Origin of the sequence: Paraburkholderia sp. WS6, from assembly GCF_030464835.1 — a bacterium.
GTDB classification, from domain to species: Bacteria; Pseudomonadota; Gammaproteobacteria; order Burkholderiales; family Burkholderiaceae; genus Paraburkholderia; species Paraburkholderia madseniana.
In genome coordinates this window covers 24110-48618 of sequence record NZ_JALQCK010000024.1, presented here as the reverse complement: position 1 = coordinate 48618, position 24509 = coordinate 24110, and the positions used below count along the sequence as shown (strand labels likewise).

Annotated in this window: 25 protein-coding genes; 11 read left to right on the top strand and 14 right to left on the bottom strand. The window is 61.8% G+C overall.

Annotated elements, in window-relative coordinates; all coding sequences use genetic code 11:
* Positions 1 to 9: 9 nt before the first annotated feature.
* A complete protein-coding gene (locus M0D64_RS26125) occupies positions 10 to 1479 on the top strand; it encodes an efflux transporter outer membrane subunit (protein ID WP_266259879.1) in 1470 nt (489 codons plus the stop codon).
* Between the two features lie 39 nt (positions 1480 to 1518).
* Here the strand turns inward: M0D64_RS26125 and M0D64_RS26120 are convergent, their stop codons facing one another.
* Positions 1519 to 3042: a PLP-dependent aminotransferase family protein gene (locus tag M0D64_RS26120; RefSeq protein ID WP_266259805.1), complete on the bottom strand. Its 1524-nt coding sequence runs from the start codon at positions 3040 to 3042 to the stop codon at positions 1519 to 1521.
* A 140-nt stretch (positions 3043 to 3182) separates the two neighbouring features.
* Between M0D64_RS26120 and M0D64_RS26115 the strand changes: the two genes are divergently transcribed.
* Positions 3183 to 3845: an FMN-binding negative transcriptional regulator gene (locus M0D64_RS26115; protein WP_154561124.1), complete on the top strand. Its 663-nt coding sequence runs from the start codon at positions 3183 to 3185 to the stop codon at positions 3843 to 3845.
* Between the two features lie 82 nt (positions 3846 to 3927).
* Here M0D64_RS26115 and M0D64_RS26110 read toward each other — a convergent pair whose 3' ends face one another.
* Entirely contained in the window at positions 3928 to 4566 is a 639-nt protein-coding gene (locus M0D64_RS26110) for a TetR/AcrR family transcriptional regulator (RefSeq protein ID WP_266259878.1), read from the bottom strand.
* A 228-nt stretch (positions 4567 to 4794) separates the two neighbouring features.
* Between M0D64_RS26110 and M0D64_RS26105 the strand changes: the two genes are divergently transcribed.
* Positions 4795 to 5196, top strand: a complete 402-nt coding sequence (locus tag M0D64_RS26105) for an ester cyclase (RefSeq protein ID WP_266259804.1) — start codon at positions 4795 to 4797, stop codon at positions 5194 to 5196.
* A 48-nt stretch (positions 5197 to 5244) separates the two neighbouring features.
* The gene (locus tag M0D64_RS26100; RefSeq protein WP_266259802.1) at positions 5245 to 6000 is read left to right on the top strand and encodes an SDR family oxidoreductase; all 756 of its coding nucleotides are present in this window, start codon (positions 5245 to 5247) and stop codon (positions 5998 to 6000) included.
* Positions 6001 to 6118: 118 nt separating this feature from the next.
* Here the strand turns inward: M0D64_RS26100 and M0D64_RS26095 are convergent, their stop codons facing one another.
* The gene (locus M0D64_RS26095; RefSeq protein WP_266240688.1) at positions 6119 to 7036 is read right to left on the bottom strand and encodes a LysR family transcriptional regulator; all 918 of its coding nucleotides are present in this window, start codon (positions 7034 to 7036) and stop codon (positions 6119 to 6121) included.
* 139 nt (positions 7037 to 7175) lie between these two features.
* On the opposite strand from M0D64_RS26095, the gene M0D64_RS26090 reads away from it, so the two are divergent.
* Positions 7176 to 7940, top strand: a complete 765-nt coding sequence (locus tag M0D64_RS26090) for an SDR family oxidoreductase (protein WP_154561114.1) — start codon at positions 7176 to 7178, stop codon at positions 7938 to 7940.
* 70 nt (positions 7941 to 8010) lie between these two features.
* Here M0D64_RS26090 and M0D64_RS26085 read toward each other — a convergent pair whose 3' ends face one another.
* A complete protein-coding gene (locus tag M0D64_RS26085) occupies positions 8011 to 9048 on the bottom strand; it encodes a methyl-accepting chemotaxis protein (protein ID WP_301717647.1) in 1038 nt (345 codons plus the stop codon).
* A gap of 218 nt (positions 9049 to 9266) precedes the next feature.
* On the bottom strand, positions 9267 to 10184 hold the full coding sequence (locus tag M0D64_RS26080; protein ID WP_154561110.1) for an AraC family transcriptional regulator: 918 nt from the start codon (positions 10182 to 10184) through the stop codon (positions 9267 to 9269).
* 100 nt (positions 10185 to 10284) lie between these two features.
* Here M0D64_RS26080 and M0D64_RS26075 point away from each other — a divergent pair, with 100 nt between their 5' ends.
* The 3 genes from M0D64_RS26075 (at position 10285) to M0D64_RS26065 (ending at position 11747) form a co-directional block, all read left to right on the top strand.
* Positions 10285 to 11028, top strand: coding sequence for an SDR family oxidoreductase (locus M0D64_RS26075; protein ID WP_266259801.1), 744 nt, complete (start codon positions 10285 to 10287; stop codon positions 11026 to 11028).
* Between the two features lie 118 nt (positions 11029 to 11146).
* Positions 11147 to 11479: a hypothetical protein gene (locus tag M0D64_RS26070; RefSeq protein WP_233464891.1), complete on the top strand. Its 333-nt coding sequence runs from the start codon at positions 11147 to 11149 to the stop codon at positions 11477 to 11479.
* A 64-nt stretch (positions 11480 to 11543) separates the two neighbouring features.
* Positions 11544 to 11747 (top strand): hypothetical protein, encoded by a 204-nt coding sequence (locus tag M0D64_RS26065; protein WP_154561106.1) that lies wholly within the window; start codon positions 11544 to 11546, stop codon positions 11745 to 11747.
* A 79-nt stretch (positions 11748 to 11826) separates the two neighbouring features.
* Here the strand turns inward: M0D64_RS26065 and M0D64_RS26060 are convergent, their stop codons facing one another.
* Positions 11827 to 13494, bottom strand: a complete 1668-nt coding sequence (locus M0D64_RS26060; RefSeq protein WP_266259799.1) for an alkaline phosphatase family protein — start codon at positions 13492 to 13494, stop codon at positions 11827 to 11829.
* A 292-nt stretch (positions 13495 to 13786) separates the two neighbouring features.
* Between M0D64_RS26060 and M0D64_RS26055 the strand changes: the two genes are divergently transcribed.
* Positions 13787 to 14209, top strand: a complete 423-nt coding sequence (locus tag M0D64_RS26055) for a hypothetical protein (protein WP_154561102.1) — start codon at positions 13787 to 13789, stop codon at positions 14207 to 14209.
* A 28-nt stretch (positions 14210 to 14237) separates the two neighbouring features.
* Here M0D64_RS26055 and M0D64_RS26050 read toward each other — a convergent pair whose 3' ends face one another.
* Positions 14238 to 14675, bottom strand: coding sequence for a MerR family transcriptional regulator (locus M0D64_RS26050; RefSeq protein WP_154561100.1), 438 nt, complete (start codon positions 14673 to 14675; stop codon positions 14238 to 14240).
* 70 nt (positions 14676 to 14745) lie between these two features.
* Between M0D64_RS26050 and M0D64_RS26045 the strand changes: the two genes are divergently transcribed.
* Positions 14746 to 15981, top strand: coding sequence for an NADH:flavin oxidoreductase/NADH oxidase family protein (locus tag M0D64_RS26045; protein WP_266259797.1), 1236 nt, complete (start codon positions 14746 to 14748; stop codon positions 15979 to 15981).
* Between the two features lie 61 nt (positions 15982 to 16042).
* Here M0D64_RS26045 and M0D64_RS26040 read toward each other — a convergent pair whose 3' ends face one another.
* The 5 genes from M0D64_RS26040 to M0D64_RS26020 form a co-directional block, all read right to left on the bottom strand.
* Positions 16043 to 17113, bottom strand: coding sequence for a rhodanese-like domain-containing protein (locus tag M0D64_RS26040; RefSeq protein ID WP_154561191.1), 1071 nt, complete (start codon positions 17111 to 17113; stop codon positions 16043 to 16045).
* A 193-nt stretch (positions 17114 to 17306) separates the two neighbouring features.
* A complete protein-coding gene (locus tag M0D64_RS26035) occupies positions 17307 to 17963 on the bottom strand; it encodes a peroxiredoxin (RefSeq protein WP_171928162.1) in 657 nt (218 codons plus the stop codon).
* A gap of 307 nt (positions 17964 to 18270) precedes the next feature.
* Positions 18271 to 18774 carry an HPP family protein gene (locus tag M0D64_RS26030; RefSeq protein WP_266259795.1) on the bottom strand — a complete coding sequence of 168 codons (504 nt, stop codon included), beginning with the start codon at positions 18772 to 18774 and terminating at the stop codon, positions 18271 to 18273.
* 69 nt (positions 18775 to 18843) lie between these two features.
* The gene (locus M0D64_RS26025; protein ID WP_266259794.1) at positions 18844 to 20046 is read right to left on the bottom strand and encodes an NAD-dependent formate dehydrogenase; all 1203 of its coding nucleotides are present in this window, start codon (positions 20044 to 20046) and stop codon (positions 18844 to 18846) included.
* 157 nt (positions 20047 to 20203) lie between these two features.
* Positions 20204 to 21133, bottom strand: coding sequence for a LysR family transcriptional regulator (locus tag M0D64_RS26020; RefSeq protein ID WP_266259793.1), 930 nt, complete (start codon positions 21131 to 21133; stop codon positions 20204 to 20206).
* Between the two features lie 209 nt (positions 21134 to 21342).
* Between M0D64_RS26020 and M0D64_RS26015 the strand changes: the two genes are divergently transcribed.
* On the top strand, positions 21343 to 22002 hold the full coding sequence (locus tag M0D64_RS26015) for a M24 family metallopeptidase (protein ID WP_266259792.1): 660 nt from the start codon (positions 21343 to 21345) through the stop codon (positions 22000 to 22002).
* A 34-nt stretch (positions 22003 to 22036) separates the two neighbouring features.
* Here the strand turns inward: M0D64_RS26015 and M0D64_RS26010 are convergent, their stop codons facing one another.
* Together M0D64_RS26010 and M0D64_RS26005 are read right to left on the bottom strand one after the other, a co-directional pair.
* Positions 22037 to 23530, bottom strand: a complete 1494-nt coding sequence (locus tag M0D64_RS26010; RefSeq protein WP_266259791.1) for a HAMP domain-containing sensor histidine kinase — start codon at positions 23528 to 23530, stop codon at positions 22037 to 22039.
* The gene (locus tag M0D64_RS26005) at positions 23527 to 24282 is read right to left on the bottom strand and encodes a response regulator transcription factor (RefSeq protein ID WP_054033720.1); all 756 of its coding nucleotides are present in this window, start codon (positions 24280 to 24282) and stop codon (positions 23527 to 23529) included. The genes M0D64_RS26010 and M0D64_RS26005 overlap by 4 nt, the downstream gene beginning before the upstream one ends.
* Between the last annotated feature and the right edge of the window lie 227 nt (positions 24283 to 24509).

Here is a 24509-nt window from a genome sequence, read left to right as displayed (position 1 = left end):
CATCACACCATGATGTTTAACCGTCCCTCGTCTATCGCACTGGCCGCCGTCGCGCTTCTGTCCGCCTTGTCGGGTTGCACGGTCGGCCCGGATTATCACGGCGCACCGCCGGTTGCGCAGGACGCCCGCAGCAGCGCGACCTTCGTGCGTGCGCCGGCTTCCGGTACGACTGCGACGCCGGCGCCGAACCAGTGGTGGCTCGCATTCAACGATCCGCAGCTGAACGACCTCATCGCCGCCGCCTTTGCGCATAGTCCCGACGTGCATATTGCGCAGGCCCGGTTGCGGGAATCGCGTTCACAACTGCAGAAGCAACGTGCGAACGAATTGCCGAAAATCTCTGGCGATGCTGCCGCGCTGCGCTTGCGCTCGCCTGATCTGAGTTCGCTCAGCTCCGGAAGCTCGTCAGGCAGCAGTACAGCGTCGTCGGGTCGCGGCCCGTTGCAGCTCTATACCGCGGGCTTCGACGCTACGTGGGAAATCGATCTGTTTGGCGGCACGCGGCGCGCCATCGAAGCGGCGTCCGCGGATGCGGAAGCCGTCGACGCCGATCTCGCGGACACCCAGGTGTCGCTCGCGGCCGAGGTTGCGCAGGCCTACATCGAACTGCGCGACCAGCAGACGCGGCTTGAACTCGCGCAGCGTCAGGCAGAGACCGAACAGAAGATGTTGACGCTCACACAGCAGCGCCGGGAGCGCGGCACAGCAGCAGACATCGATGTGGAACGCCTGACCACGCAGGTTGAAAACACGCGCGCGACGCTGATTCCGCTCGACGCGCAACTGACCGATTCACTCGACCGCCTCGCCGTGCTGACCGGCCGTGAGCCCGGTGCGCTGGACCAACAACTCGCGGGCACGCGGCCGCTGCCGGCGTTGCCGGAGACGGTTGCGATCGGCGATCCGTCGGTGATGTTGCAGCAGCGTCCCGACATTCGTGCGGCGGAGCGGCGGCTTGCGTCGAGCAATGCGCAGATCGGTGAACACATCGCGGATTTTTTCCCGAAGGTGACGTTGCTCGGCGATATCGGTTTCAGCGCAGGCGATCCGGGGCATCTCGTGCGCAAAAACAATTTCAGCTGGATCGCCGCGCCGTATCTGCAATGGAACGCGTTCGATTTTGGCCGCACACTGGGTAGCGTGCACGCAGCCGAGGCATCGCGTGACGAAGCCGAGGCGCGTTATACGAAGGCCGTGCTCGGCGCGCTGCAGGACGCGAACTCCTCGCTCTCGCGCTATGGGCATCAGCGCGAGCATGTCGTCACGTTGCAAAAGGTGGAGGCCTCAGCAAGCCACTCGGCCACGCTGATGCGGCAGCGCTATTCCGCCGGTGTCGCCACGCTGATCGATCTGCTTGACACGCAGCGCGAAGAATTCACCTCGCAGCAGAGTGTGGTCGCGGGGCAGGCCGAGTTGCTCAAGGACTTTGTGTCGCTGCAGAAAAGCCTCGGCATCGGCTGGCAAGCGCAGCAAGGCTAGCGCCGCGCGGGACCGACCATTCCCTGGTAGATCGTTCAGTTACGCTTTGACGGTAGCGACGCCCTGCGGATTCGCACGGCGCGCCGCTTTTGCCGCAGCCGCGATACACGCGGCGAGACGTTGAGTGGCAATTTCAATTTCGGCGTCGCTGAAACCGCCGAGACCCAGTATCAAACCCATTGGACCGGTCCCATTGGAATACATGGGTGACACCGCTCGTACAGCAACCCCGCTTTCGCCCGCCAACGACGCCACCAACCGGTCGTCGACGCCCCCTCCAAGCCAGAGCACGAGGTGCATGCCCTGATCGCTCGGCTGCAACCAGGCGACCTCTTTCGGCAGCAGTCGCTCGAGCGTCTCGATGATGCACGCGCGGCGGTCCGCATAGACGCCACGAATACGCCGGATGTGACGATCCAGATGGCCTTCCGCGATGAAGGCCGCCAGTACGTGCTGATCTGCGTTTGGGGGATTGCGGTCCATTAGCACGCGCGCGCCGCAAAAGGCCTCTACGAGGTTCTCCGGGACAACGGCATAGCCGAGCCTCAATGACGGAAACAGGATCTTGCTAAAGGTGCCGAGATAGACCACCCGGTTAGGGTCCAGCCCCTGGAGCGACGGAAACGGATGTCCCGCATACCGCAGTTCGCTGTCGTAGTCGTCTTCGACCACCCAGGCGTTGTTCGCGCGGGCCCACGCCAACAGCGCGTTGCGTCTCGCCATGCTCAATGGCATTCCCAGCGGATACTGGTGCGACGATGTGACGAACGCCACCCGCGCGTGCGGGCCCAGCTTGATACCCTCATCGACGTTGAGGCCCTCCGCGTCGACAGGCACCCGGATCATGCGCTCCGGGTGACCGGTGCTTTCCAGAATGGCCGTAATGCCCCTATACGCCGGGTCCTCTACCCACGCCGACGCGTCGCCGTCGAGCAGCACCTGGCATGACAGGTAAAGACCCTGCTGTGTGCCGCTCGTGACGATCACCTGGTCCGCCTCGCAACGAACCGAGCGCGATTTCCTGACGTAGTCGGCCACCGCTTCGCGCAGCGCCAGCGCCCCTTGTGGGTCGCCATACCCAGCCGGAGCGCCGGGTCCGCGGGCGCGTAGCCGGTTGCCGAGCCGGCGCCAGACATCGTCGGGAGCGGCAGGGCCAATGGGTACCGAAACTGCGAAAGGTGCCTGCGGTACGGCAGAAAATTGACGTGCAACCTGTGCGAACAGACGGGCGCGTTCTGGAAGCGGGGCAGTTTCAACGGATGAGGACCGCGCTCGGGGATCGGCAGGGACCGTCAACGATTGCGCCACGCGCGTGTCGGAGCCAGGCTGCGATTGCAGAAAGCCTTCGGCGATCAGTTGCTCGAATGCCTCGACGACGGTTCCCCGCGCAACATGCAACGACGCAGCTAACGTGCGCGTGGAGGGGAGCACCTCGCCGGGTTTGAGGTCACCACGGCGAACGGCGTCGCGCAGTGCCTGCGCGAGCTGACGACCCAAATGGCCCGCGGCGCGATCCAGCATGCCGATCGACGGAACTTCCACCGCTTTCGGTTTGCGAGCCATGGCTTTCTGGTCCAAAGAAAATGATCCAAACTGGTTCTACAATATAAACCAGTTTGCCGCCACAATTCTTTGCAGGCCTGCCGCACCGGCGTTGCCTGCAATGAGGGTTAGCGCATCGCTGCACTCATCACGGAGCCCCTATGTACGTACCCACCCATTTTGATGAACCGCGCACTGAGGTGCTGCACACGCTGATCGCAGAGAATCCGCTTGGCATTCTGTTCACGCATGGCAAAAGCGGTCTCGACGCCAACCACATTCCGTTTGATCTGAAAGCCGGCGAAGGCGCATGTGGTGTCCTTCATGCTCACGTGGCTCGCGCAAATCCGGTCTGGCAGGACGTGGCCAACGGGGACGAGGTACTGGTCGTGTTTCGCGCGGGCGACGCCTACATCTCGCCCACCTGGTATCCGAGCAAGCACGAGTTTCACAAGCAGGTGCCGACCTGGAACTACAGGGTGGTCCACGCTCATGGCCGGGTGACCATCCGCGATGACGAACGCTATGTTCGAGGGCTGGTCGCCCGTCTCACGCGGACCCATGAAGCCTCCCAGCCACAGCCGTGGAAGATGACGGACAGCGCCGCCGACTACATCGATACGATGCTCAAGGCGATCGTCGGAGTCGAGATCGAAATCACCCGCTTGGTCGGGAAGATCAAGCTCAGCCAGAACAAGGAGGTGCGGGATATACAAGGGGCCGGCGCTGCCCTAAACGAACGGGGAGAAAACGTGATCGGCGGAGCCATGCTTGAGTACGCCGCCATAAAGGCCGCCGCAAAAGCGGGCGATTCCCCCGCCTGACGCTCATGAAAAATCGCGACGAGCATGGAACAGCGGTGAGTCTCGGTAAAGCTCCATACACACCACCGAACGACACATTGGGCTACCGTCGGCGCGAACGTCCCCGCGATTGAATCTCAGGCTGCGTGTCCACCGCAGCGAGGAGATGCTGGCGACCCTCGTCAAGAATTTCATCTGCGAGCGCCGGATCAACGTCTGCAACAGCACGCGAAAGCAGCAGCGCACCGACCATCTGGCTGAACAGAGTGATCGCCTTGCTGCGGCCACCTTCGCTGATCCCCTCGGTCTCTTCGATGACCTTGGCGAATCGGTCGAGGTTCACCGCGAGCCCCTCTGCGTAAGAGCCGCGCGCGACGTCGTCGAATCGGCGGGCATCGCCTACAAAACCCGACCACGGGCAACCCGCCTCGATATTCGCGCGATGTTCGGGAGACAGGTACCACTCAATGTTGTACTTGACCGGATCAGCGCCAGATGACTTCGCGCCGTCGATCAGGGCGGCATAAGCCTCTCCCCCTTCTTCCATCGCCTTTTCCATCACCGCGGCGACCAGCGCGTCTTTTGATTTGAAGTGGTTGTAGAAACCGCCCTGCGTAAAGCCCGCCGCTTTCATCAGCTCTGCGAGCCCGACCGCATCGACGCCGCGCTCGCGAAACAGCTTCTCAGCCGCTGCCACGATCGCGTGCCGGTTTTCCGCCGCCTGCTGCCTGGAAACACCCACTTTCCCTCCCTTTGGCCGATAGCGACCCAATAAGACCCATCAAAAAATACAATGGTGATCGCCATTGACATCGCTGGGGCGGACACCCACAATCCATTTCAATGACAATGTCATTCACCATTGTCGTAAGTATAGCCTTCTTTACCTGTATGTCCAGGCAGCAGGAGGCACAACGGTTATGCGACGCGTGAGTGCGTCGTCACCTCACTCTTGAAAGAGGACCTCGACATGACGAAGACAACCCCTGAACAGAACAAGGCGCTCGTGCTGGAAGCATTCGAGACCCTGTTCAACAAGCGCGACTACGCGGCGGCTGAGCGCTTGTGGTCGGACCGCTACATTCAGCATAGCGCCCATATCGCGCCGGGACGCGAGGGCCTGTTCAACCTGGTTCGCACGCTGCCCGACACCGCGCGCTATGAGAACCAGCTGATCGTGGCCGAGGGCGATTACGTCATCGCGCATGGCCGCTTCACTGGGATCGGCCGGCCCGCTGCGTGGATCGCAGCCGACGTCGTCCGCTTTGAAAACGGCAAGCTCGCCGAGCACTGGGACGTGCTTCAGGACGAAGCGACTCGGACCGAATCAGCGAGCGGTCTGCCGATGTTCGGCGACAGCTTCCCTGCCTGACCGCACCAACCTCATCTACAGCAAATCAACTTCATCAGGAATACGATCATGAAACTCACCGGAAACACGATCTTCATCACGGGCGGCGGTTCGGGCATTGGCCGCGGGCTTGCCGAGGCACTCCATAAGCGCGGCAACAAGGTCATCATCAGCGGCCGCCGGCGCGGGCATCTCGACGAGGTGGTGGCAGCGAATCCCGGCATGGCTGCAATCGAGCTCGACATTGCCGACCCGGCCAGCATCGAGAAGGTATCGGCGCAATTGATCGCGGACTATCCCGACCTCAACGTGCTGATCAATAACGCCGGGATCATGGAGCCCGACCAGGCGGGCGGCCACATCGACGACGCGCTGCTGGTGTCCACCATCACGACCAACCTCATCGGGCCGATCCGCATGACATCGGCGCTGCTCGATCATCTCAAGACCCGGAACGACGCTGTCGTCGCCTATACGAGCTCGGTTCTCGCTTTCGTTCCGTTGGCCGCGACGTCTGTGTATTCGTCGACCAAGGCTGCGCTGCATTCGTACGTTCTCTCGCAACGCTTCATGCTGCGGAACACGAAGGTTCGCGTGCTTGAGATCGCACCGCCCTGGGTGCGCACGGACCTCATGAACAGCCGCGAGGCCGAACAGGCGATGCCGCTTGACGCCTTCATCGACGAAACGATCGCTGTCCTCGGAACGGACGCGGAAGAAGTTCTGGTCGAAGGGGCGAAGGCGTTCCGCGCGAACCCGGGACCCGGTGAGCATGCCTTCGTCAATAGCTTTAATGCGCAGATGATGGAAGTGTTCGGTGGGTGATTGACCGCTTGCCGGATACGCATCGCAGGCACGTAGACGCGTATCCGGTGGCGGTAGCATCGAGGTTCAGGCGCGCCGGGCAGTGGCAAATCGTGAGCGGAGGCGACGTGACACCCGCTTAGCCTCCGCTATCCCGATCCCACGGCGGCACGCCGCCGAACGCATCGACGAGGAAATCGACCACCGCGCGTATCTTGGCACTCAGATGCCGACGACTTGGGTACAAGGCGAGTACGTCGATGTCAGGCAAGCGATAGTCAGGCAATACCTGAACGAGCTTGCCGGCGCGCAGGTCGTTACCGATAAGAAAGGTGGGTTGCCAGATCACGCCTTGCCCGGCGAGCGCGGCCGCACGTGCCGTATCGCCATTGTTGGTATGCATGTGACAGTTGACCTTCACGGTGTGAGCCTTGTGCTCACTGTCCATCAGTTGCCACTCGTCGCCGGTGGCGGCGTACGAGTAGCCGATGCATTGATGCTCGATCAAGTCGGCGGGCGCTGCAGGGTATCCGCAACGCGCCAGGTAGTCTGGCGACGCACACAGGATATTTCTCGATGTCGCCAGCTTACGGGCTGCGTGGCTGGTCGAACCGGCGCGTGAGATGCGGATGGCGAGGTCGTAGCCTTCCTCGACGATATCAACGACGCGGTCAATCAGCGCGACGTCGAGTTCCACGCCGGGATATTTCCGCATGAACTCAGGCCATAGCGGCGCCAGATGCAGAATGCCAAAGCTCACGGGCGCATTGATGCGCAGTCGGCCACGCGGTTCGACTGAGGCCGATGACACAAGCCCCTCAGTCTCGGCGACGTCGTCGAGGATAGATTTGCAGCGGGCGTAAAGGGTTTCGCCGCCCTCGGTCAGCGAAAGCCTGCGTGATGTGCGATTCAGCAGACGTGTGCCGAGGTGCGCTTCCAGCTCATTCACGTAGCGGGTCACGTTGGCGGGCGACGTCTCGAGCGCATCGGCGGCGCGCGTGAAGCTGCCGCGGCTCACCACGGTCACGAAGACTTCATAAGCACGCAGCCGGTCCATGTCTTTTCCCGATTATTCATAAATACTGAATGATATACCCATGTTTTGAGCCTTCCTGCAATAGTGACTGAAGCCTATATTGCTTCTCACGGACCAAGGCACTGGGCACTGGTCAACACACTGCAGCAGGAGATTGAACATGCAACGCTTATCAGGAAAAGTCGCCATCGTGACCGGTGCAAGCGCGGGAATTGGCCGTGCCACCGCAAAACTGTTCGCCGCGGAAGGCGCAAAAGTCGTGATCGCGGCGCGCCGCGAAGCTGAACTTGAAACGCTCGCGGCCGAGATTGCCAGCGAAGGAGGTGAGGCCGCGTTTCTGGCGGGCGACGTGCAGTCAGAGGACTTCGCGAAAGCGCTGGTCGCGCTCGCCGTCAGTCGCTTCGGCCGGCTCGACATCGCCTATAACAACGCCGGCACGCTGGGCGAAATGGGCCCGACCTCGGGTGTGTCGGAAGCAGGCTGGTCGGCTGCTTTGGCGACGAATCTGACGAGCGCCTTTTTGGGTGCGAAGCACCAGATCCCCGAGATGGTGAAGCACGGTGGCGGTTCGGTTATCTTCACGTCGACGTTCGTTGGCTACTCATTCGCTTTCCCGGGCACCGCGGCATACGCTGCGAGCAAGGCCGGCTTGATTGGGCTGACGCAAGCGCTGGCTGCCGAGTATGGCCCGCAAGGTGTGCGCGTCAACGCCATTCTGCCTGGTGCCGTGGACACGCCGATGTATCGCGACATGAACGACACCGCCGAGTCGCAAGCCTTCGTGACCGGGTTGCATGCGCTCAAGCGCGTCGCACGGCCGGAAGAACTCGCCCGTTCGGTGCTTTATCTCGCGTCCGATGACTCGTCCTTCGTGACCGGTACTGCTTCGCTGGTCGATGGCGGCGCATCGATTACGCGTACGTGAATCTCTTGACGGCGTCCGGTGTTCGGGACGCCTTGTTTGAAGAGATCACGAGGCGGTCAAGGCAACTGACTTAAGCCGGAGGCGACTGCACGATCACGCCGTACCACCCCAGGCCGCGATAACTTTCATAGCCTGGGGTGGCGGCGAACGACACGGTGCGGCCGTCAGTCAGTTGATAAAAACCTGCTGGACGGCCGTCGGTATTCAGACGGAACTGTTCGTCGAGCACGCCTTTGTCGTCCGAGCTCGCAATCACGCGGTGCGACGCGCTGACGATCATGCAGCGCGTGCGCCGCCATTCTTCCGCCGTGAGCCGCACGCCTTTAACGACTGCCGACGCTTGCGGCGCCCAATCGAAAAAGATCACCAGCGCACCAAGCGGCTTGCCGTCGACCGCGCCGTTTTCGCGGATCGCTGTCGCATAGGTTGCGACGTGCGCGTGTTTCAGAAGCGGCAGCGCCTCGATATCGCCCGCAACAAAGTCCGCGCCGGAAGGCGTCTTCATTGCATCGCGAAACCAGCTGGCGTCGGCGACATTGCGATCGTGCACCGCATACGTATCGGGCCGGCCGTTCGCGACCACATTGCCCGCGGCGTCGATGATCCATAAATCGCGGTACACGGTATAGCTATCGAGAATCACCGACAGACGGCGCGACGCATACGCCCGCGCTTCGGCACTCTGATGGGCGAGGCAGTCGACCACCGCGGAGTCGGTGGCCCACCAGCGCACGTCACATGAGCGTTCGTACAGATTGCGGTCGATCACGTCGATCATGTTCAGCGCGAGATCGGCGCAACGCTGGCCTTCGTGCGAGCGCAGCCGTTCGATCATGCTGTCGCCGAGATCAGTCAGCTTGGTCAGCGAGCCGGCGAGTTCGCGATTGAGCACCGTGGTGATTTCGCCGATCCGCGCGGACACGTGCTTGACCTGGTTTGCCACGACCGCGAAGCCACGGCCCGCATTGCCCGCACGTGCCGCTTCGATCAATGCGTTGAGTGCGAGGAAGGTGGTCTCGCGATTGATGTCGTTGATATCGGAAATTTTCCCCGTCGCGAGCTTCTTGACGTGATGCGTCAGTTCGACGATTTCGAGCGGATTCGACATGGCCTGGTCCCGGTGGCGTGGAAATGTTGTGGCTACATAAAAGCAAGCATTGGGCCGGGTTGATTCCATGGGCTTCGTGTGCGCTGTCGTGCACACCGCAAACGTTTGGTGATGATGTCATGGTGCAGGCATGATTTGCGATGACCGGCGGCGCACCCGCTACGTGCATTACCGTGAGAGACGGCATAGGCAGGCAGCACTCGTTTGTCGACGGACTATCAAGTGGTTTGTGCGGGTGTCTGAAACTCCCGCGCATACCGCGTTGGAGGCAATCCGACAAAGCGGGTGAACGCCACGCTGAACGCGCTTGCGGAGCTGTAGCCGACGCGTTCCGCAACTTCGGCGACGCCACCCTCTTTCTGCCGCAGCAGCTTCTTGGCCAAGGCCATACGCCAGCCGAGCAGATACTCCATCGGCGCCACCCCCACTGCGCGGTTGAATCGTTCGAAGAACGCCGAGCGGGAGAGGGAGGCCTCTTTCGCCAACTGCGCAACCGCCCACGGACGGGTCGGATTTTCGTGCATTCGTCGTATCGCGACTGCGAGGCGTTCGTCGGCAAGCCCGCGCAGGAGGCCCGGCGACGCGGCGGTCCCCGCCGTGGATCGGAGGGCTTCGATGAGGAGAACTTCCAGCAGGCGTGCCAGGACGACATCGCGCGCGGGCCGCTGCTCGCGCGATTCTTCGCCCACGAGCTGCACGAGGGTGGCCAACCTCTTCTCGCCGCGAACGTGCACGAGTTGCGGGAGAAGCGAAACCAGCAAGGCCGCATCAGGCGAACCAAAGACGCAATAGCCAATCAGCGATCGAACATCAGGCGGCCCGCTTTGAACGCCGAGTCTGAACCCGCCTTGAGGCAGCGCGACGGGCGCGGTGTCGAAGTCTTCCGATGTCGCCGGGTCGAGGCTCGACATCGAGAAGCCATACGCTGAGGGGATCAGCACAAAGTCACCCTCCTGGAGGGTGATTGGCTCGTGCCCGTCGACCGCGAGACGGCACGACCCTTCAAGGATCACACAGTAGAAGGGCCGCCCGGCCTCCGAGCGGCGAACACCCCAGGGGCCTGCGCCGCTGACGAATTTCGAGAACGGGGCGCCCGGTTGGAGCAACGTGACCACCTCGGCAAGCGGATCGACCATGCCGGACTCCTGCAAACGAAACGTGGACTCCTGATTGTAGCAAGTCCGGCTGCGGCGACGTATCGTTCCTGTACCGCAAACCACCTTCAGGAGTCTCCCCATGAAAACCGTCCTGATCACCGGATGCTCGTCCGGGTTCGGCCTCGAAATTGCCCGGTACTTCCTCGATCGTGACTGGAAGGTCATCGCCACGATGCGCACGCCGCGCGAGGACGTTCTGCCGCGCTCCGAGCGTCTACGCGTGCTCGCGCTCGACGTCACCGATCCGGACAGCGTGCGTCATGCAGTGGAGGCCGCCGGGCCGATCGATGTCCTGGTCAACAACGCAGGGATTGGCGTGCTGGGTGCCCTCGAAGGCACTTCGATGGAAACTGCCCGCGAGATCTTCGAGACGAACACCTTCGGTACGATCGCGATGACGCAGGCGGTGCTGCCTCAGTTCAGGCAACGGAAGGCCGGTGTCATCGTGAACGTCACGTCGAGCGCGACGTTGGGGCCGCTCTCCCTGCTTGCCATCTACACCGCGAGCAAGGCGGCGGTGAACGCGTTCACGGAGTCTCTTCAGCTCGAACTCCAGCCATTCAATGTGCGAGTGAGCCTGGTACTGCCGGGGCGGGCACCGGAGACGCGCTTCGGTGAAAACGCGCAGCCGCGGATGCAGGGTGCTATCCCCGATGCCTACGCCGGCCTCGCGCAAAGTGTTTTCGCGGAATGGGCGAAGTCGACTGCGGTCACCCGGGCGCTGGATGTGGCGGAAGCGGTGTGGCGTGCGGCGAACGACCCGTCGTGCCCGGTTCGCCTTGCTGCCGGCGCTGACGCCGTGGCGTTGGCGGGATCACGCTGAATCGGAGCGCGGCCTTTAACCGGGTCGCTGCGGACCATAACGCCCTGCGAGACTCAAGCTTCGACATCTGCGCGCCGTTATACGGGTTACAACCGTAAAAACTCGGGGGAGAACGGCGATGAACAACGATGAGCGTCTTCGGCGTGAATTCTATGTGAACCCGGCTTCCTATTGCCGGGTGATGGCCGTTGTCTCGGCCGTTACCTTCGGTCTCTACCGGGTGGAAGGCGGCGGAACGGTCGGCATGCTTTCCGTGCGCTGGGAAAAACTGGGCAATGAGGTCGTGCCTCAACTGCATGCTTACTATGACAGTTGGCGCGTTCTCGCTTCGTTCTCTGATGTTCTCGCACGGATGAGCGAAGTGGCGGGTTCATCCTGCTCGCCCGAAGCCTTGTGTCAGATCTTGCTGGATTGCGGATTCGTCAATCGAATCGAATCGAACCGGGACTGACTGAAAGCGTTCAACCGTCGATCACTCGTGAGAGATCAGTCTTAACAGGAAGGAAATCGTAATCATGTCAGTAACGGTTCGCGTGGAGTATCAGTATTGCCAACACGGCAAGAAAGCGGTTCAGACAGGAAGCGACCTGCTAACCGTGTCAGAGGATACCAAGAGCGCGATTCTCGCTATGTTGCGGCTCCTGCATCCGCGTTGGGAGTCGATCAAGGTGCTGTCTACGTCCCCAGCGACGCCGTCAGAAACGACCTCGAGCAATTGAAAAAACAGCGTTGTAGGCGAAGTGCGTCGCGTCGGTCAGGCGCGTGCGCGGCACTAGCCGCGCACGCGCATCCATTCGCTTAAAAGTGCTCGCGCTCGAAGCCCGGCAGCGCACGCGTTCCTTCAATAGCGACCGAGTGCAGCAGTTCAGGTTTCAGGTCGAGCAACCGCAGGATCGTCGGCGCGACCTGCGTGGTCGACACACGCTCGTCGTTGGTCCGACCAGCGTGATGGGCGTGAGGCACGTAGATCACGAGACCAAGATGGCTGTCGTCAGGAGCGTTGCCGCCGTGCTCTTCGTCTTTCGCCTTACTCGAGGTATAGATGACCCCCGGGTTCGGTTGGACGATGATGTCAGGCGTGCGTCCGCGTGCCGGATCGCCAAACCGGTCGGCCAGTTGCGAGCCGTACAGAATGTACGCCTGCGGGCCGTCCGCACAAATGCCGGGTGCGTTGCAGCTCAGGTTGGCTTTCAACGTCTTCACGACCGCCGGCAGTTGGCTTTGATCGCGCAACCAGATCAGGCCGACGTCATCGGTCTGGACGAAACCCGTATTGACCAGTCCCGATCCGTCATTCAGGTTGCCGCTCGTCGTATTGGCCTGCCCGAAGTTGCCGGTCGGATCCAGATAGTTGTTTGCTTCAAGCAGTTTCGAGAGCGTGTCGCCGTTCTTGACCAGCTTCGAATGATCGGTCGGGGACTGCCCATGCTTCGCAGTGACGATGATCGCCGTCGACGAATAAAGGTTGTGCTGCTTGAGTTCGGACACGATGCGACCCAAGGCGTTGTCCAGATAAGCAATCGCGCCGGTTACCTGCGGACCCGGCGTAAAGCTCGCATCCAGATAGCCGCCTCCCGTCGCCACCGTTGCCTTCTGGGCGACGCTCAAGGTCTGGAAGTTGGCTCCAAACAACGTGGGCACGTCGGCGGTGGATTTGCCCGTCGAATCCATGCCGTCAATTTGATTGATCAGCGACTGCACATGGAAATTGTCGAACTGTTCCGTGTGCATGTAGAGGTCGGTGTAGTTCGTGTGGGTCACCGGATCAATCGAATTGATCTCGGTGCGCGACAGATCGTCGACGCCTGCGCCGGACGGTCCATTGAGCCAGTCGTAGCCCCACGCATGTTTGTCTGCCCAGGCGGTGCGAGCGTGTTTCACGTTGCCTTTCACCACTTCGAAGATCGTGTTGGTCTTCACATAGTTGTGCGGGTAGACGGGCGTGCAGACGCCGTTGACCAACGCCTTCGGGATGGCCTGAGGATTGAACGCGCCACCACCGTTGAGATTTGTCAGTGGGCCACCGTTCTCGCCATCGATGCCCGTGGTCTCGTCGAATACGACATTCCAGCCTTGCTTGCCGGTGCAAGTGCTATCCGACGGTGCGTAGAGCGTGCGGTCATACGATACGTCGTAGAACAGACCCGCGGATTTGGGCGAGCCACCGGTGACGAGCGCTGCGAGGCCCGGGAACGAATCCGAAAGACCTGGCGTGTGCGCGTTGGTGTAGGTGGTCCCCGACTTGGCCAGCAACGCAAGATTGGGACACGCATTCGAACCGATACAGCGTGCGACGTCCTGCTCATGCAAACCGTCGAAGCTAATCAGCAGCACATGTTTCACCGACTCGTGCTCGTGATCGTGTTCATCGTCCGCCGCAGCGCCCAGCGAGTACAGTCCAGCAAGCAACGCAACGCTTACGCCAATGGCGCTTTGTGTACGCTTCCATCTCCTGATCGTCGTCATCTCTCGTCCTTTTTGGTTGCTACGAAACATTTGGTAATCGGAGACTGAATGTGCAGTGGAATTGAGTCGCCTGGATGAATCGACGCTTTCGATTCCATAACGCACTAACGATTTGTGCAACGATGAGAAAATCACGTAATAGTTTGTATTGCCTAAGGTTTCCTTAAGCATTGCATGGTCCGGCGAACGCCGACTTGCCCTAAAATCACGCTTACGCTACGTACTATAAATTCCAAGACCAACCATGCCACGCTACGCCATATCGAGTCTCCGACGCGCTTCCGCCGGCGTCATGTTGGCTGCGATTTCCACCTTGGTAACCGGCTGTAGTGACGGGATATCCGAGGCCGACGCCGCATTCGTTACCACCGGGACGCCGCCCCAATTCGAGTCGTTGCGGATGTACGGCGCAGCGCCCGATAACCCTGCGCCGGGCAGCGGCAACACGCATGCTCTGGGCCGGCTCCATCAGGGATGCATGGCGATCATCCGCGCCGGGGGCCGCGATGTGCGCGAGACGGTGATTCTGGAGGACGAGCCGGGTCCTTCCTTCGATCTTGATGTCACCCGTACGTCCGACGGATGGAGCGTGACTTCGGACGGACTCACACCGCCGAGCACCGATCCCGTCGGTTTCCGCACGCGCTTCACCCACTGCGTGAACGCGATCCGGGACAAGTACGCAGCCGAACCGGAAAAGGCTCCGTTCAAATAAGCTTCGATCGCGCTGCGCGCGGTGTTCTTTATTCGCGTCGGGTTTTTGACCGGCGCGACGGTTCCTGCTGCTGTGCCAGGAGCTGATTGGCCAACTCCACGCCGTCGACACAATTTCCTGCAGCCCACGCTTCGCTGAGCGTGGTGCGAAGCGTGCGTAGCGTCTTGCGCTGCGTACGCAGGGCAGTCATGAGTTGCTCGATCTCGTCGAGCCGCGTATCGAGTTTGTGCAGCAAATCCTCTTTCGGGTAAACCTCGTCACCAGCGAAGGCCTCACGCAATCTGTCGAGCGGAAAGCCCAGAGTCTGCGCCAACTGCACCATGCGCAGACGCCCAATGGCCTGGTCAGAGTAGACGCGATAACCGTTGGCGCTGCGCTCCGGCTCGGGCAGCAAGCCGCTCTGCTCGTAAAAGCGGATGGCAGATGGTGCGAGGCCGGTTTTTTCCGCGAGTTCGCCGATTCTCATAACGCTTGACCTTCAAGTTGACTTGAATCTTAGTATAGCGGCATCGCTCATTTTGGATGCTCTTTTCGCCATGACTACATCGCTGTTCACACCCGTGCAGTTGCCCAACGGCAGTTGGCTGCCCAACCGTCTAGCCAAAGCGGCGATGGAAGAGAATCTTGCCGACGCGGGGCAACTGCCCGGCGAGACGATCCATCGGCTATACCGTTCGTGGGCCGAAGGTGGCGCAGGTCTTATCGTCACGGGCAACGTGATGATCGACGGCCGGGCGCTGACCGGGCCAGGCGGAATCGTGCTCGAGGCCAAGACGCCTCTCGGACCCTTCACGCAGTGGTCACAAGCGGCCCGCAGCCGTGGTGCCCAGGTGTGGATGCAGATCAATCATCCGGGCCGGCAAGTGCTGGCGGCAATGGGCGGCACGGCGTGGGCGCCCTCGGCTGTCCCGATGGCGCTCGGCAAACACAGCAAGCTGTTCGCGCAGCCGAGCGCCATGAGCGAGGACGAGATCAGCGAGACCATCGGCCGCTTTGCCGCGACGGCGCACGCTGCCGAGCAGGCGGGGTTCACAGGCGTGGAAATTCACGCCGCACATGGCTATTTGATCTCGCAGTTCCTTTCGCCGTTGACCAATCGCCGCGCCGACCGTTGGGGCGGCGATCTTGCCAACCGTGCCCGTCTGTTGCTGGACGTGGCGCGTGCGGTACGCGCAAGGGTTTCACCGGGTTTTTGCGTGGCCGTCAAACTGAACTCCGCTGACTTTCAGCGCGGTGGCTTTTCGGAAGAGGACGCCCGGCAAGTCGTGCTGTGGCTGAATGACCTGTCGGTAGACCTGGTCGAGCTATCCGGGGGCAGCTACGAAAGCCCCGCGATGCAGGGCGACACTGCCGACGGGCGCACCCTCGCGCGCGAAGCCTATTTCCTCGAATTCGCCAAGGATCTGGCCAGTGTCGCCACGATGCCTGTCATGACCACCGGCGGCATCCGGCGCCGCGCGGTGGCCGAGCAGGTGCTGAACAGTGGCGTCGCCGTCGTCGGCATGGCCACGGCGCTCGCCGTGATGCCCGATCTGCCCGCACGCTGGCAAGCGGGCGCCGATCTTGGGGCGCACATTCAGCCGGTCGAGTGGAGCGACCGGGCGCTCGCGGCACTCGCGCGCATGGCACTCGTCAAACGGCGCCTGCGTTCGCTCGGCACGGGACGTACGGCACCTGCCCGGTATTCCGCGGTCTTGACGTTGATCATCGATCAACTGCGCACGCGCCGGCTGACGCGGCGTTATCGGCAATGGAAGCAGGAGCACGCATGAAGCGTCAAATCGGACGCGGCGTGGCCGATGGTTAGCCATCAGCCGACGATTGACGATTCCGTCACATGCTGTCGTTTTCGACGACGCGGCCTTCCGCACGCCAGCGGAGCATGCCGCCGGGAAGGTTGGCAACCTGCTCGAATCCGGCCTGTCGCAGCATGATCGTGGCTTGTGCTGACCGTCCGCCGGCCCGGCAGACAGTCACGATCGGGCGTTCCTTCGTGAGTTCAGCGGCGCGCCCGGCGAGCTCACCCAATGGAATGAGCGTGGCAACGGGGATGCGCCCCAACGGTCCGTTGAACTCGTCGGGCTCGCGCACGTCGACGATCTCGACCGCATTCAGATTTTCCTCGAGCCACTGGGCATTGATTTCCCAAATGCCTGCAAAGCTGCATGTTAGTGGCGCCCAATCGGGCTCCGCCATCTGCGCGGGGTAGCTCGCGGCCAGGCCGCATTTCAGGTTCGCGGGCACGGCCACATCGATCTGCTTCGGATGCGCCAGGCGCAGGTTCGTCATGTATCCGGCGAAATCATCTTCACACAGTTCACCGCCAAGACGTGGATTGAAGCGCCGCTCTTCGTCCACACTGGTGACCGTCAAACCGCGATAGTCGTGGGCCGGGTAAAGCAGGCACGCGGCGGGTAGCGTAAAGATGTGGTTGTGGATCGCGCGAAACATGGCGTGCGCGTCACCGCGCTGGAAATCTGTGCGGCCCGTGCCTCTGATCAACAGGCAGTCGCCGGTAAACGCCATGGTCTCGTTGTCGAGTACGAGTGTGATGCATCCATCGGTATGGCCCGGTGTCGCGCGTATGCCCAGGTACCTCGCGCCGAACTCGACCTTGTCGCCGTGGCTCAGATAGCGGTCCGCGCCTTCGGCGCCGCTCGCAGCCGAGATCGCAATCCGGCTACCTGTGCGGCGATTCAGCATCCATGCACCGGTTACGTGATCGGCGTGGACGTGGGTATCGATTGTGTAAAGCAGATGCAATCCAAGTTCTTCGATCAGGGCGGTATCCCGGCGCACCTGTTCGAATACCGGATCGACCAGCACGGCCTCTCGCGTCGCACTATCGGCAAGAAGATACGTGTAGGTCGACGATTGCTGATCGAATAGCTGCCGGAAGATCAACACGATTTCACTCCGCGGCCCGCTTTTGCGAGCGGTTAAGGATCGCGGCCCATGGAACGTCGCCAAACCGTCCTGCAGGCAGTCGAATTGGGCGCACCCCGTTCAGCGGGCCGGGTACGTGGATGCACCCGGACTCGCATCGGCCGCCGGACTTCATACTATCCGGCACCCGCCGTTCCAATCAATTAGGGCTTTACTTTGGTTGTTCAACGTATCGCAGGTAAGGCTTCACGGTTTTGAAACCCTGCGGATATTTTTGCATCGCGGCATCGTTGGAAACGGACGTTGGAATGATCACGTCTTCACCCGGTTTCCAGTTCACCGGCGTCGCCACCGTATGTTTCGCGTTGAGTTGCAGGGCATCGAGCAGCCGCAGCACTTCGTCGAAATTGCGGCCTGCACTCATCGGATAGACGAGCGTGGCTTTGACCTTCTTGTCTGGCCCGATGAGAAACACCGAGCGTACGGTCGCGTTGTCCACCGCGGTGCGTGGGCCGGCGCCGCTCGCCTCGGGATGAATCATGTCGTAGAGCTTGGCGACCGTCAGGTCCGGGTCGCCGATCAGCGGGTAGTTGACCGCGTGGCCCTGCGTCTCCGCGATATCCTTGACCCACTCCTTGTGGTCACTGACGGGATCGATGCTGAGCCCGATAATTTTCGTGTTGCGCTTATCGAATTCTGGCTTGAGACCCGCCAGGTAGCCGAGTTCCGTCGTGCAAACCGGGGTGAAATCCTTCGGATGCGAAAACAGGATCGCCCAATGGTCTCCGATCCATTCGTGAAAACGGATCGTCCCTTCGGTGGTTTCGGCAGTGAAATCGGGAGCGTTTTCTCCTAGTCGAATCGACATCATCAGTCTCCATAGGTGAGTGCACCGAGGTGCCCGTGCCGCGGTCGGCGTGACGTCCCCTGGGCTGCCTGGGTGTTGAGTGGCAATTGGTCTGACTAGAGACTACCCTCCGGCCGGTTGCACCGTATTGCACCATATCGCGCCGGAGGACCGTCTGCGGGCGCAGCAGATTCAGAGACGCTCTCCAATAGCCGGGATGCGGGAAAGACGTCGGGACGCGCTGCGAGTCGCTCCTATAGCGTAGAACAAAAAAGACTGTCCCTGTAGGCGGGTTGTTAGGGGGAATCCGCCGTTGCGCTGCAACTAACTACCGCGAGGCACGCTTGCGGACAATGTTGTTGAACAGCAGCGCGATCACCTGCAACACCAGCACACCGGCCAGGATAGGCCAAATCAGAAAGCTTGGAGACATCCCACCCGCGAGCATGATCACGAGCGGATCGGCGCCTGCGGGGGGATGCACCGTCCTCGTCAGTTGCATGGCGGCAATTGCGGCGCCGACGGCCAACGCAGCCTGCCAGATTCCAGCGCCTGCGATCCAGAAAACCGTCGGCCCGACCGCCGAGGCGATCAGATGTCCCAGCACGAGGTTTCTCGGTTGGGCAAAGGCGCTATCAGGGGCCGCAAACAGCAGTACGCTCGATGCACCGAATGGTGCGATCAACAGCGGCAAGCCGGTGAGTTTGCCGATCGTGCCGAGCACGCCGATCGCAAGGGTTCCGCCTAGAAATCCTAGTACGGCCGGCATGGCGACATGACGAAACGTGGAGCGGGAGCCGACCGCCGCCGACCCGGGAACACTTTGTTGCATGGATACTCCGGCGTGGGCGGCGTGCCGTCCGCGCGGTGGGTCCACGCCTGACGGCAAGCGGCAACAGGATCAGGCAGCCTTGAAGCGGCTGGCTTCTTCGGAACCCGTCGTAGCATTGCCCGCCGAGTACGAATGGGCACCTACGCCCGCGAGTTGTCCGCCATCGACAATCAGGTATTCGTCTCGAATCGGCCGCTTTTCGAACCAGCACTCAAGAATTTCGCGTGTGCCAGCCGCGTATCGTGTCTGTGCGGACAAGGTCGTACCCGACGTGTGCGGCGTCATTCCCTGATGCGGCATCGTGCGCCACGGATGATCGCGCGGCGCGGGTTGAGGGAACCACACATCCCCTGCATAGCCTGCCAGTTGCCCGCTTTCGAGCGCGCGAACAATTGCGTCGCGGTCGCAGATCTTGCCGCGCGCCGTGTTGATGATGTACGCGCCGCGCTTCATCTTCGCGATCATTTTTTCGTCGAACAGATGCTCGGTTTCCGGATGCAACGGACAGTTGATCGTCACGACATCGCATACCTTCACCATCGATTCGACATCCGGATGCCAGGTCGCACCCAGTTCGCGCTCCACATCCGCCGGCAGACGATACCGGTCCGTGTAGTGAAGCCTGACGTCGAAAGCCTTGAGCCTGCGCAGCACCGCCGCGCCGATGCGTCCGGCTGCAACGGTGCCGACGTGCATGCCTTCGAGGTCGTATGCCCGTTCGACGCAATCGGCGATATTCCAGCCGCCTTGCTTCACCCACTCGTGCGAAGGCAGATAGTTGCGGACCTGGGAGAGGATCATCATCACCACGTGTTCCGCGACGCTGATGCTGTTGCAGTACGTCACCTCGGCGACCGTAATGCCGCGTTCGATCGCCGCTTGCAAATCGACGTGATCGGAGCCGATGCCGGCGGTTAAGGCGAGCTTGAGCTTGGGTGCTTTGGCAATGCGTTCCGCTGTCAGATAGGCTGGCCAGAACGGCTGCGAAATGACGATCTCCGCATCGTGCAGCTCACGTTCGAACACCGAGTCCGGACCGTCCTTGTCGGACGTGACGACCAGCGTGTGTCCTTGCGATTCGAGAAAACGACGCAGCCCCAGTTCGCCGGAGACGCTGCCGAGCAACTGGCCCGGCGTGAAATCGATCGCCTCGGGCGTCGGCGCTGTCTGACCATCGTGATAGCGGGTGATTGCCGGAATGTCGTCGCGCGCATACTTTTTCGGCATGCCCCCGACAGGGTCGTCATACAGTACACAAAGAACCTTGGCCATCTTGTCTCACTCCACTCAGTGCAATAGTGATCCGGCGTCATGCATCGGCCGGGTGGATCGATGCGTGACATCGACCGGCACAGTGTCTGTGAGGGAAGCGGACCCGGTCCAATCGTTTGGACGGATTGACTGATAACCTGTGCTTATCAAACCTGGTTCATTGCAAGGCTGCGATATCCGTCTTCTGTAGCAATGCATCGAACGACTGCTGCAGGTCGAGTCGTTCTACTGCGCTCCACATGGCTGCTGCCAGCGGTGGCATCGACGGAGAATTGCGCGTGATCAGGCCAATCTCGCGTGTCAGTTCGGGCAACAAGGGCGTTGCGCTAATGCTGGTCCGGGTGTCGAGCACGCTCAAAAGGCTGTGCGGCAAGATGCTGTATAAGCCGGCATGCTGTACGTTCGAATACAGCGCGAGCAAGGAATCTGTTTCGAGTACGACGGTTGGCTGAACACCGGCCCGACGAAAGGCCGCATTGATGACCTGCCGGTTCTGCATCGAGGTGCCCAGCAGGCAGAAAGGCAGTTCGCCGAGCGCGTCCCAGCGGTTCAGACCCGGGTCGGCAGGCGAGTCAGGAGGGGACAGCAGGAAGTAACGCTCGCGATACAGCGGGAGCACGGCAAAACCGGCCTGAACGCGATCGTCCAGATAGGTGAACCCGACATCCAGTTCATAGTCGTCCAACTGGCGCAGGATGGTGTCGGCACTTAGCGAGCGCGCGGAGTATCGGATCGCGGCATGATCTGCCCGGCACGCCCCCAGCAACAAACCGACGATAGGCATCGTCGTTGGAATGACGCCGATGCGGATCGTACCGGTCAACCGCACCTGGGCGGCCGACGCGTCCTGCCGCATATGTTCGAGTGTGGCGAGTGTCTGACGGGCCCAGCCGAGCACCCGCTCGCCTTCCTCAGTGAAGCCGATGAAACGCCTGCCGCGCCGGACAATGACCAAGCCCAATTCCGCCTCGAGGCTTCGAATCGCCGAGGACAGTGCCGGTTGCGAAACATGGCTCAGCTCGGCTGCCTTGGCGAAATGCTGTTCTTGCGCAAGCGTGACCAGATAATGAAGTTGACGGATGAACATCGCGCTCCCCGAATACCGGCAGGTGCCGTTTGCACATGCCCGCCTCGTTATATCACATGGAATATAGCGACTGCGCGTGCCCTGAACTGATGGACGCACGCCATTTCGCGCGGAATGGCCGTCTCTGCGACGCACGATCGGCAGAAACAGGACGTGGACACCGATGCGTTCGATCGTTATATTCGAGCGAACGTAACCGGAGAATATGGATGGAAGCAGCGGCGAAACAGGCGGTCGGAAGCAAATACGTGCTCGAGTCGATGAAATATGCTCAGCGCCGAACGTGGGACGTGGTGGAGCAGTTGGCGCAGCGGGTTCAGCCCGGCATGCTCGAGTCGGAGGCGACGGCCGAATGCAAGAACGTATTGAACGAGTTGGGCATGGATCGTATCTGGCATCCGGTGCTGGTGCGCTTCGGCGAGAACACGCTGAAGACGTTCAAGCAGCGATCGGATGGCGATCCGCGACTCAAGGACGACGATATTTTCTTCGTCGACCTGGGCGTGGTTTGGGATCAGCACGAAGGCGATGCGGGCGCGACCTTCGTGGTCGGCCATGATGCGGAGATGAAGGCCTGTGCCGATGCCGCGAAGACCGTGTTCGACGAAGTCGAGCATCACTGGCGCTCGACACGTGCGGGCGGCAAAGCGTTGTACGACTTCGCAGCAGAGCGTGCGGCGGCGCTTGGGTGGCGTCTGAATCTGGATATCAAGGGCCACCGTGTCAGCGACTTTCCGCATGCGATCTACAAGGCAGGAAATCTGGGCGATTTCGCGGAGTGTCCGGACGCCGGCCTGTGGATTCTCGAAATCCAGCTCGCGCATCCGACCCGGCCGTTCGGGTCGTTCTATGAGGACTTGCTGGTCTGATCGCGCCCGATACGGCAAGCCGCCGTACGATCGGTCAGAGCGGGATGCCGGCGACAGCCGGCTTTTCGGTGGTCGGCAGTTCGAAACAGAATACCGTGCCCGTTCCCTCACGTTCGAGCAGGCGTATCTGGCTGTGATGCAACTGCAGCATGCGTTGCACGATCAGCAGACCGAGTCCGCCGCCGCGATGCGCGCCACCTGAACTGAACGGACGCTCGAACAGTCCTTCGCGCTGCTCCGCCGGAATGCCGGGACCGGTGTCGCTGACCGTGACCGACACCTTGCCGTCCTTGTGCGCGAGATCGACGTCGATCGACCCACCGGAGGGTGTGTGGCGAATCGCGTTGTCGAGCAGGTTCGTCAGCACGCGCTCGATCATCCCCAGGTCGGCGTAGACCGCCGGCAGGCGAGGCGGAAAATCGGCACGCAACTGGATGTGCCGTGCCTCGGCCGGCAACTCGAATTTCTGGAACACGTCCTGGACCAGATCGACCAGCGAGAATGGTTCGAGCGCGGGTTGCACGTTGCCGTGTTCGAGCCTGGCCAGTTCGAATAGCGCCTGCGCGAGCCGCCCGACCTTGACGCTCTGTGCAAGCGCAATCGCCAGATAGCGTTTGCGCTCCGTTTCGCCGAGCGTCTCGGCCTTCAGCGACAGCGTCTCGAGGTATCCATGCAGCGAGGTCAAAGGCGTGCGCAGGTCGTGCGAAATATTGGCGATCAGCTCGCGCCGCTGCTGATCCTGGCGCGTCAGCGCACGCCACTGCTCGCCGATGCGGTTGGCCATCTGCGCGAACGTTGCTTCGAGTACGCCGATTTCGTCGCGCCGTCCGGCAGGCGACGAGCGTGGCACTGCCGGCTGGGTGTCCGGCTCGCCGTCGGCATCGAAACGGCGCATGGCGTCGGTGAGGCGGCGTAGCGGCCGCGTGATCAGGCCGAATGCCGTCAAACCTGCAAGCAATCCCAGCAGCGCGACCAGCGCCATCGACCAGAGGGTGGTCCGCAGCACCGAGCTGGCGGCCACGCGTGCGGCGAGCGCGTCGTGTTCCTCGCCGAGCAGGACCACATAGATATAGCCGGACGGCGGCTGCCCGTTCAATTGCAGCGGCGCGGCGCTAAACACTTTCTTCCCGTCGACGCTGCGCGGGTCGTCGCCGAGGATCGGCAACGCCTCCCCGGCGATGAATTGCCGGATCGGTGCGAGATCCACCTGAGCGCGTTTGACGTGGCCCGCGGGGGCGTCGTCACCTTCGATGCGCCCCTGGTTGTCGAGCAGGTACACCTCGACGCTCGGATTCACCATCATCAACTGGCCGAACAGTTGGCGCACCGCGTCGGGCCGCAAACCGTTCGCGTCCATCAGCGTGGTGCGGTGCGCGATATGGTTGGCGAGATCTTTCGACAGGCGCTGCACGACTTCTTTTTCGTGCAGGTCGCTCGAGCGGATCTGCAGCCACGCCGACGCGCCGCAGCACGCCAGCAGCAGCGCGGAGAAGACGAGCGAGAGCCGCTGGGTCAGTGTCAGATTCACGGCGCGTCCTGAGGTGCGCCGGCAGGCGTGGGCCCGTCGCCTGGATTGCCGGGCATAGCCAGCTTGTAGCCGCGCCCCCAGACGGTCAGGATGCGCTCGGGCTGGGCGGGGTCGGTCTCGATCTTGGCGCGCAGGCGGTTGATGTGGGTGTTGACGGTGTGTTCGTAGCCCTCGTGCTGATAGCCCCACACGGCATTGAGCAGGTCCATCCGCGAGAACACTTTGCCGGGATGTTGTGCGAAGTAATACAGCAGGTCGAATTCACGCGGCGTCAGTTCAATCGGCTTGCCGTCCACAGTCGCCTCGCGCGTCAGCGGATCGATCGTGAGCCCGGCGAGTTGCAGACTGCCCGCGTCAATGCGCGAGTCTTTCGCCATGGCTTCGACGCGCCGCAGCAAGGCTTTGACGCGCGCGACCAGTTCGAGCACCGAGAACGGCTTGGCCAGGTAGTCGTCGGCGCCGAGTTCGAGGCCGAGGATCCTGTGCACTTCGCTCGACCGCGCGCTGGTGATGATGATCGGCGTATAGCGCGTCATCGCGCGGGCGCGCCGGCAGATTTCCAGGCCGTCGACGCCGGGCAGCATCAGGTCGAGGATCAGCGCGTCCCAGCCGCCTTGCTCCAGCAGGCGCAGCCCTTCGCTGCCGTCGGCGCTGTGCACGACTTCGTAGCGCTCGTCGCGCAGATGAAGGCTCAGCACGTTGGCGATGTCGACGTCGTCTTCAACGATCAGGATGCGCTTCAGTGGGTCCATGGAGGGCTTTAGCCGCGGGTTAGGGTGTGGTTCGGGGCGTGGTTCAGGGCGGTGGAAAGACAGGGCGCCCGCAAAAACGGGCCGTTGCGCCATTGTGCAAAATTTCCGGGCGGCGAGTTATCACATTTAATTTAACTTTTCGTGAGGACTTTGACACCCCTCGCGCCCTAGGATGTGGGCACTTTCCGCTGATTTGCAGCGTACGCAAGCCGCGTAACCATCCTAAC

Excerpts from the sequence above, each read along its gene's own strand:
- M0D64_RS26125 (WP_266259879.1), top strand. The coding sequence starts at position 10 with ATGATGTTTAACCGTCCCTCGTCTATCGCACTGGCCGCCGTCGCGCTT.
- M0D64_RS26120 (WP_266259805.1), bottom strand. The coding sequence starts at position 3,042 with ATGGCTCGCAAACCGAAAGCGGTGGAAGTTCCGTCGATCGGCATGCTG.
- M0D64_RS26115 (WP_154561124.1), top strand. The coding sequence starts at position 3,183 with ATGTACGTACCCACCCATTTTGATGAACCGCGCACTGAGGTGCTGCAC.
- M0D64_RS26105 (WP_266259804.1), top strand. The coding sequence starts at position 4,795 with ATGACGAAGACAACCCCTGAACAGAACAAGGCGCTCGTGCTGGAAGCA.
- M0D64_RS26100 (WP_266259802.1), top strand. The coding sequence starts at position 5,245 with ATGAAACTCACCGGAAACACGATCTTCATCACGGGCGGCGGTTCGGGC.
- M0D64_RS26095 (WP_266240688.1), bottom strand. The coding sequence starts at position 7,036 with ATGGACCGGCTGCGTGCTTATGAAGTCTTCGTGACCGTGGTGAGCCGC.
- M0D64_RS26090 (WP_154561114.1), top strand. The coding sequence starts at position 7,176 with ATGCAACGCTTATCAGGAAAAGTCGCCATCGTGACCGGTGCAAGCGCG.
- M0D64_RS26085 (WP_301717647.1), bottom strand. The coding sequence starts at position 9,048 with ATGTCGAATCCGCTCGAAATCGTCGAACTGACGCATCACGTCAAGAAG.
- M0D64_RS26080 (WP_154561110.1), bottom strand. The coding sequence starts at position 10,184 with ATGGTCGATCCGCTTGCCGAGGTGGTCACGTTGCTCCAACCGGGCGCC.
- M0D64_RS26075 (WP_266259801.1), top strand. The coding sequence starts at position 10,285 with ATGAAAACCGTCCTGATCACCGGATGCTCGTCCGGGTTCGGCCTCGAA.
- M0D64_RS26070 (WP_233464891.1), top strand. The coding sequence starts at position 11,147 with ATGAACAACGATGAGCGTCTTCGGCGTGAATTCTATGTGAACCCGGCT.
- M0D64_RS26065 (WP_154561106.1), top strand. The coding sequence starts at position 11,544 with ATGTCAGTAACGGTTCGCGTGGAGTATCAGTATTGCCAACACGGCAAG.
- M0D64_RS26060 (WP_266259799.1), bottom strand. The coding sequence starts at position 13,494 with ATGACGACGATCAGGAGATGGAAGCGTACACAAAGCGCCATTGGCGTA.
- M0D64_RS26055 (WP_154561102.1), top strand. The coding sequence starts at position 13,787 with ATGTTGGCTGCGATTTCCACCTTGGTAACCGGCTGTAGTGACGGGATA.
- M0D64_RS26050 (WP_154561100.1), bottom strand. The coding sequence starts at position 14,675 with ATGAGAATCGGCGAACTCGCGGAAAAAACCGGCCTCGCACCATCTGCC.
- M0D64_RS26045 (WP_266259797.1), top strand. The coding sequence starts at position 14,746 with ATGACTACATCGCTGTTCACACCCGTGCAGTTGCCCAACGGCAGTTGG.
- M0D64_RS26035 (WP_171928162.1), bottom strand. The coding sequence starts at position 17,963 with ATGTCGATTCGACTAGGAGAAAACGCTCCCGATTTCACTGCCGAAACC.
- M0D64_RS26030 (WP_266259795.1), bottom strand. The coding sequence starts at position 18,774 with ATGCAACAAAGTGTTCCCGGGTCGGCGGCGGTCGGCTCCCGCTCCACG.
- M0D64_RS26025 (WP_266259794.1), bottom strand. The coding sequence starts at position 20,046 with ATGGCCAAGGTTCTTTGTGTACTGTATGACGACCCTGTCGGGGGCATG.
- M0D64_RS26020 (WP_266259793.1), bottom strand. The coding sequence starts at position 21,133 with ATGTTCATCCGTCAACTTCATTATCTGGTCACGCTTGCGCAAGAACAG.
- M0D64_RS26015 (WP_266259792.1), top strand. The coding sequence starts at position 21,343 with ATGGAAGCAGCGGCGAAACAGGCGGTCGGAAGCAAATACGTGCTCGAG.
- M0D64_RS26005 (WP_054033720.1), bottom strand. The coding sequence starts at position 24,282 with ATGGACCCACTGAAGCGCATCCTGATCGTTGAAGACGACGTCGACATC.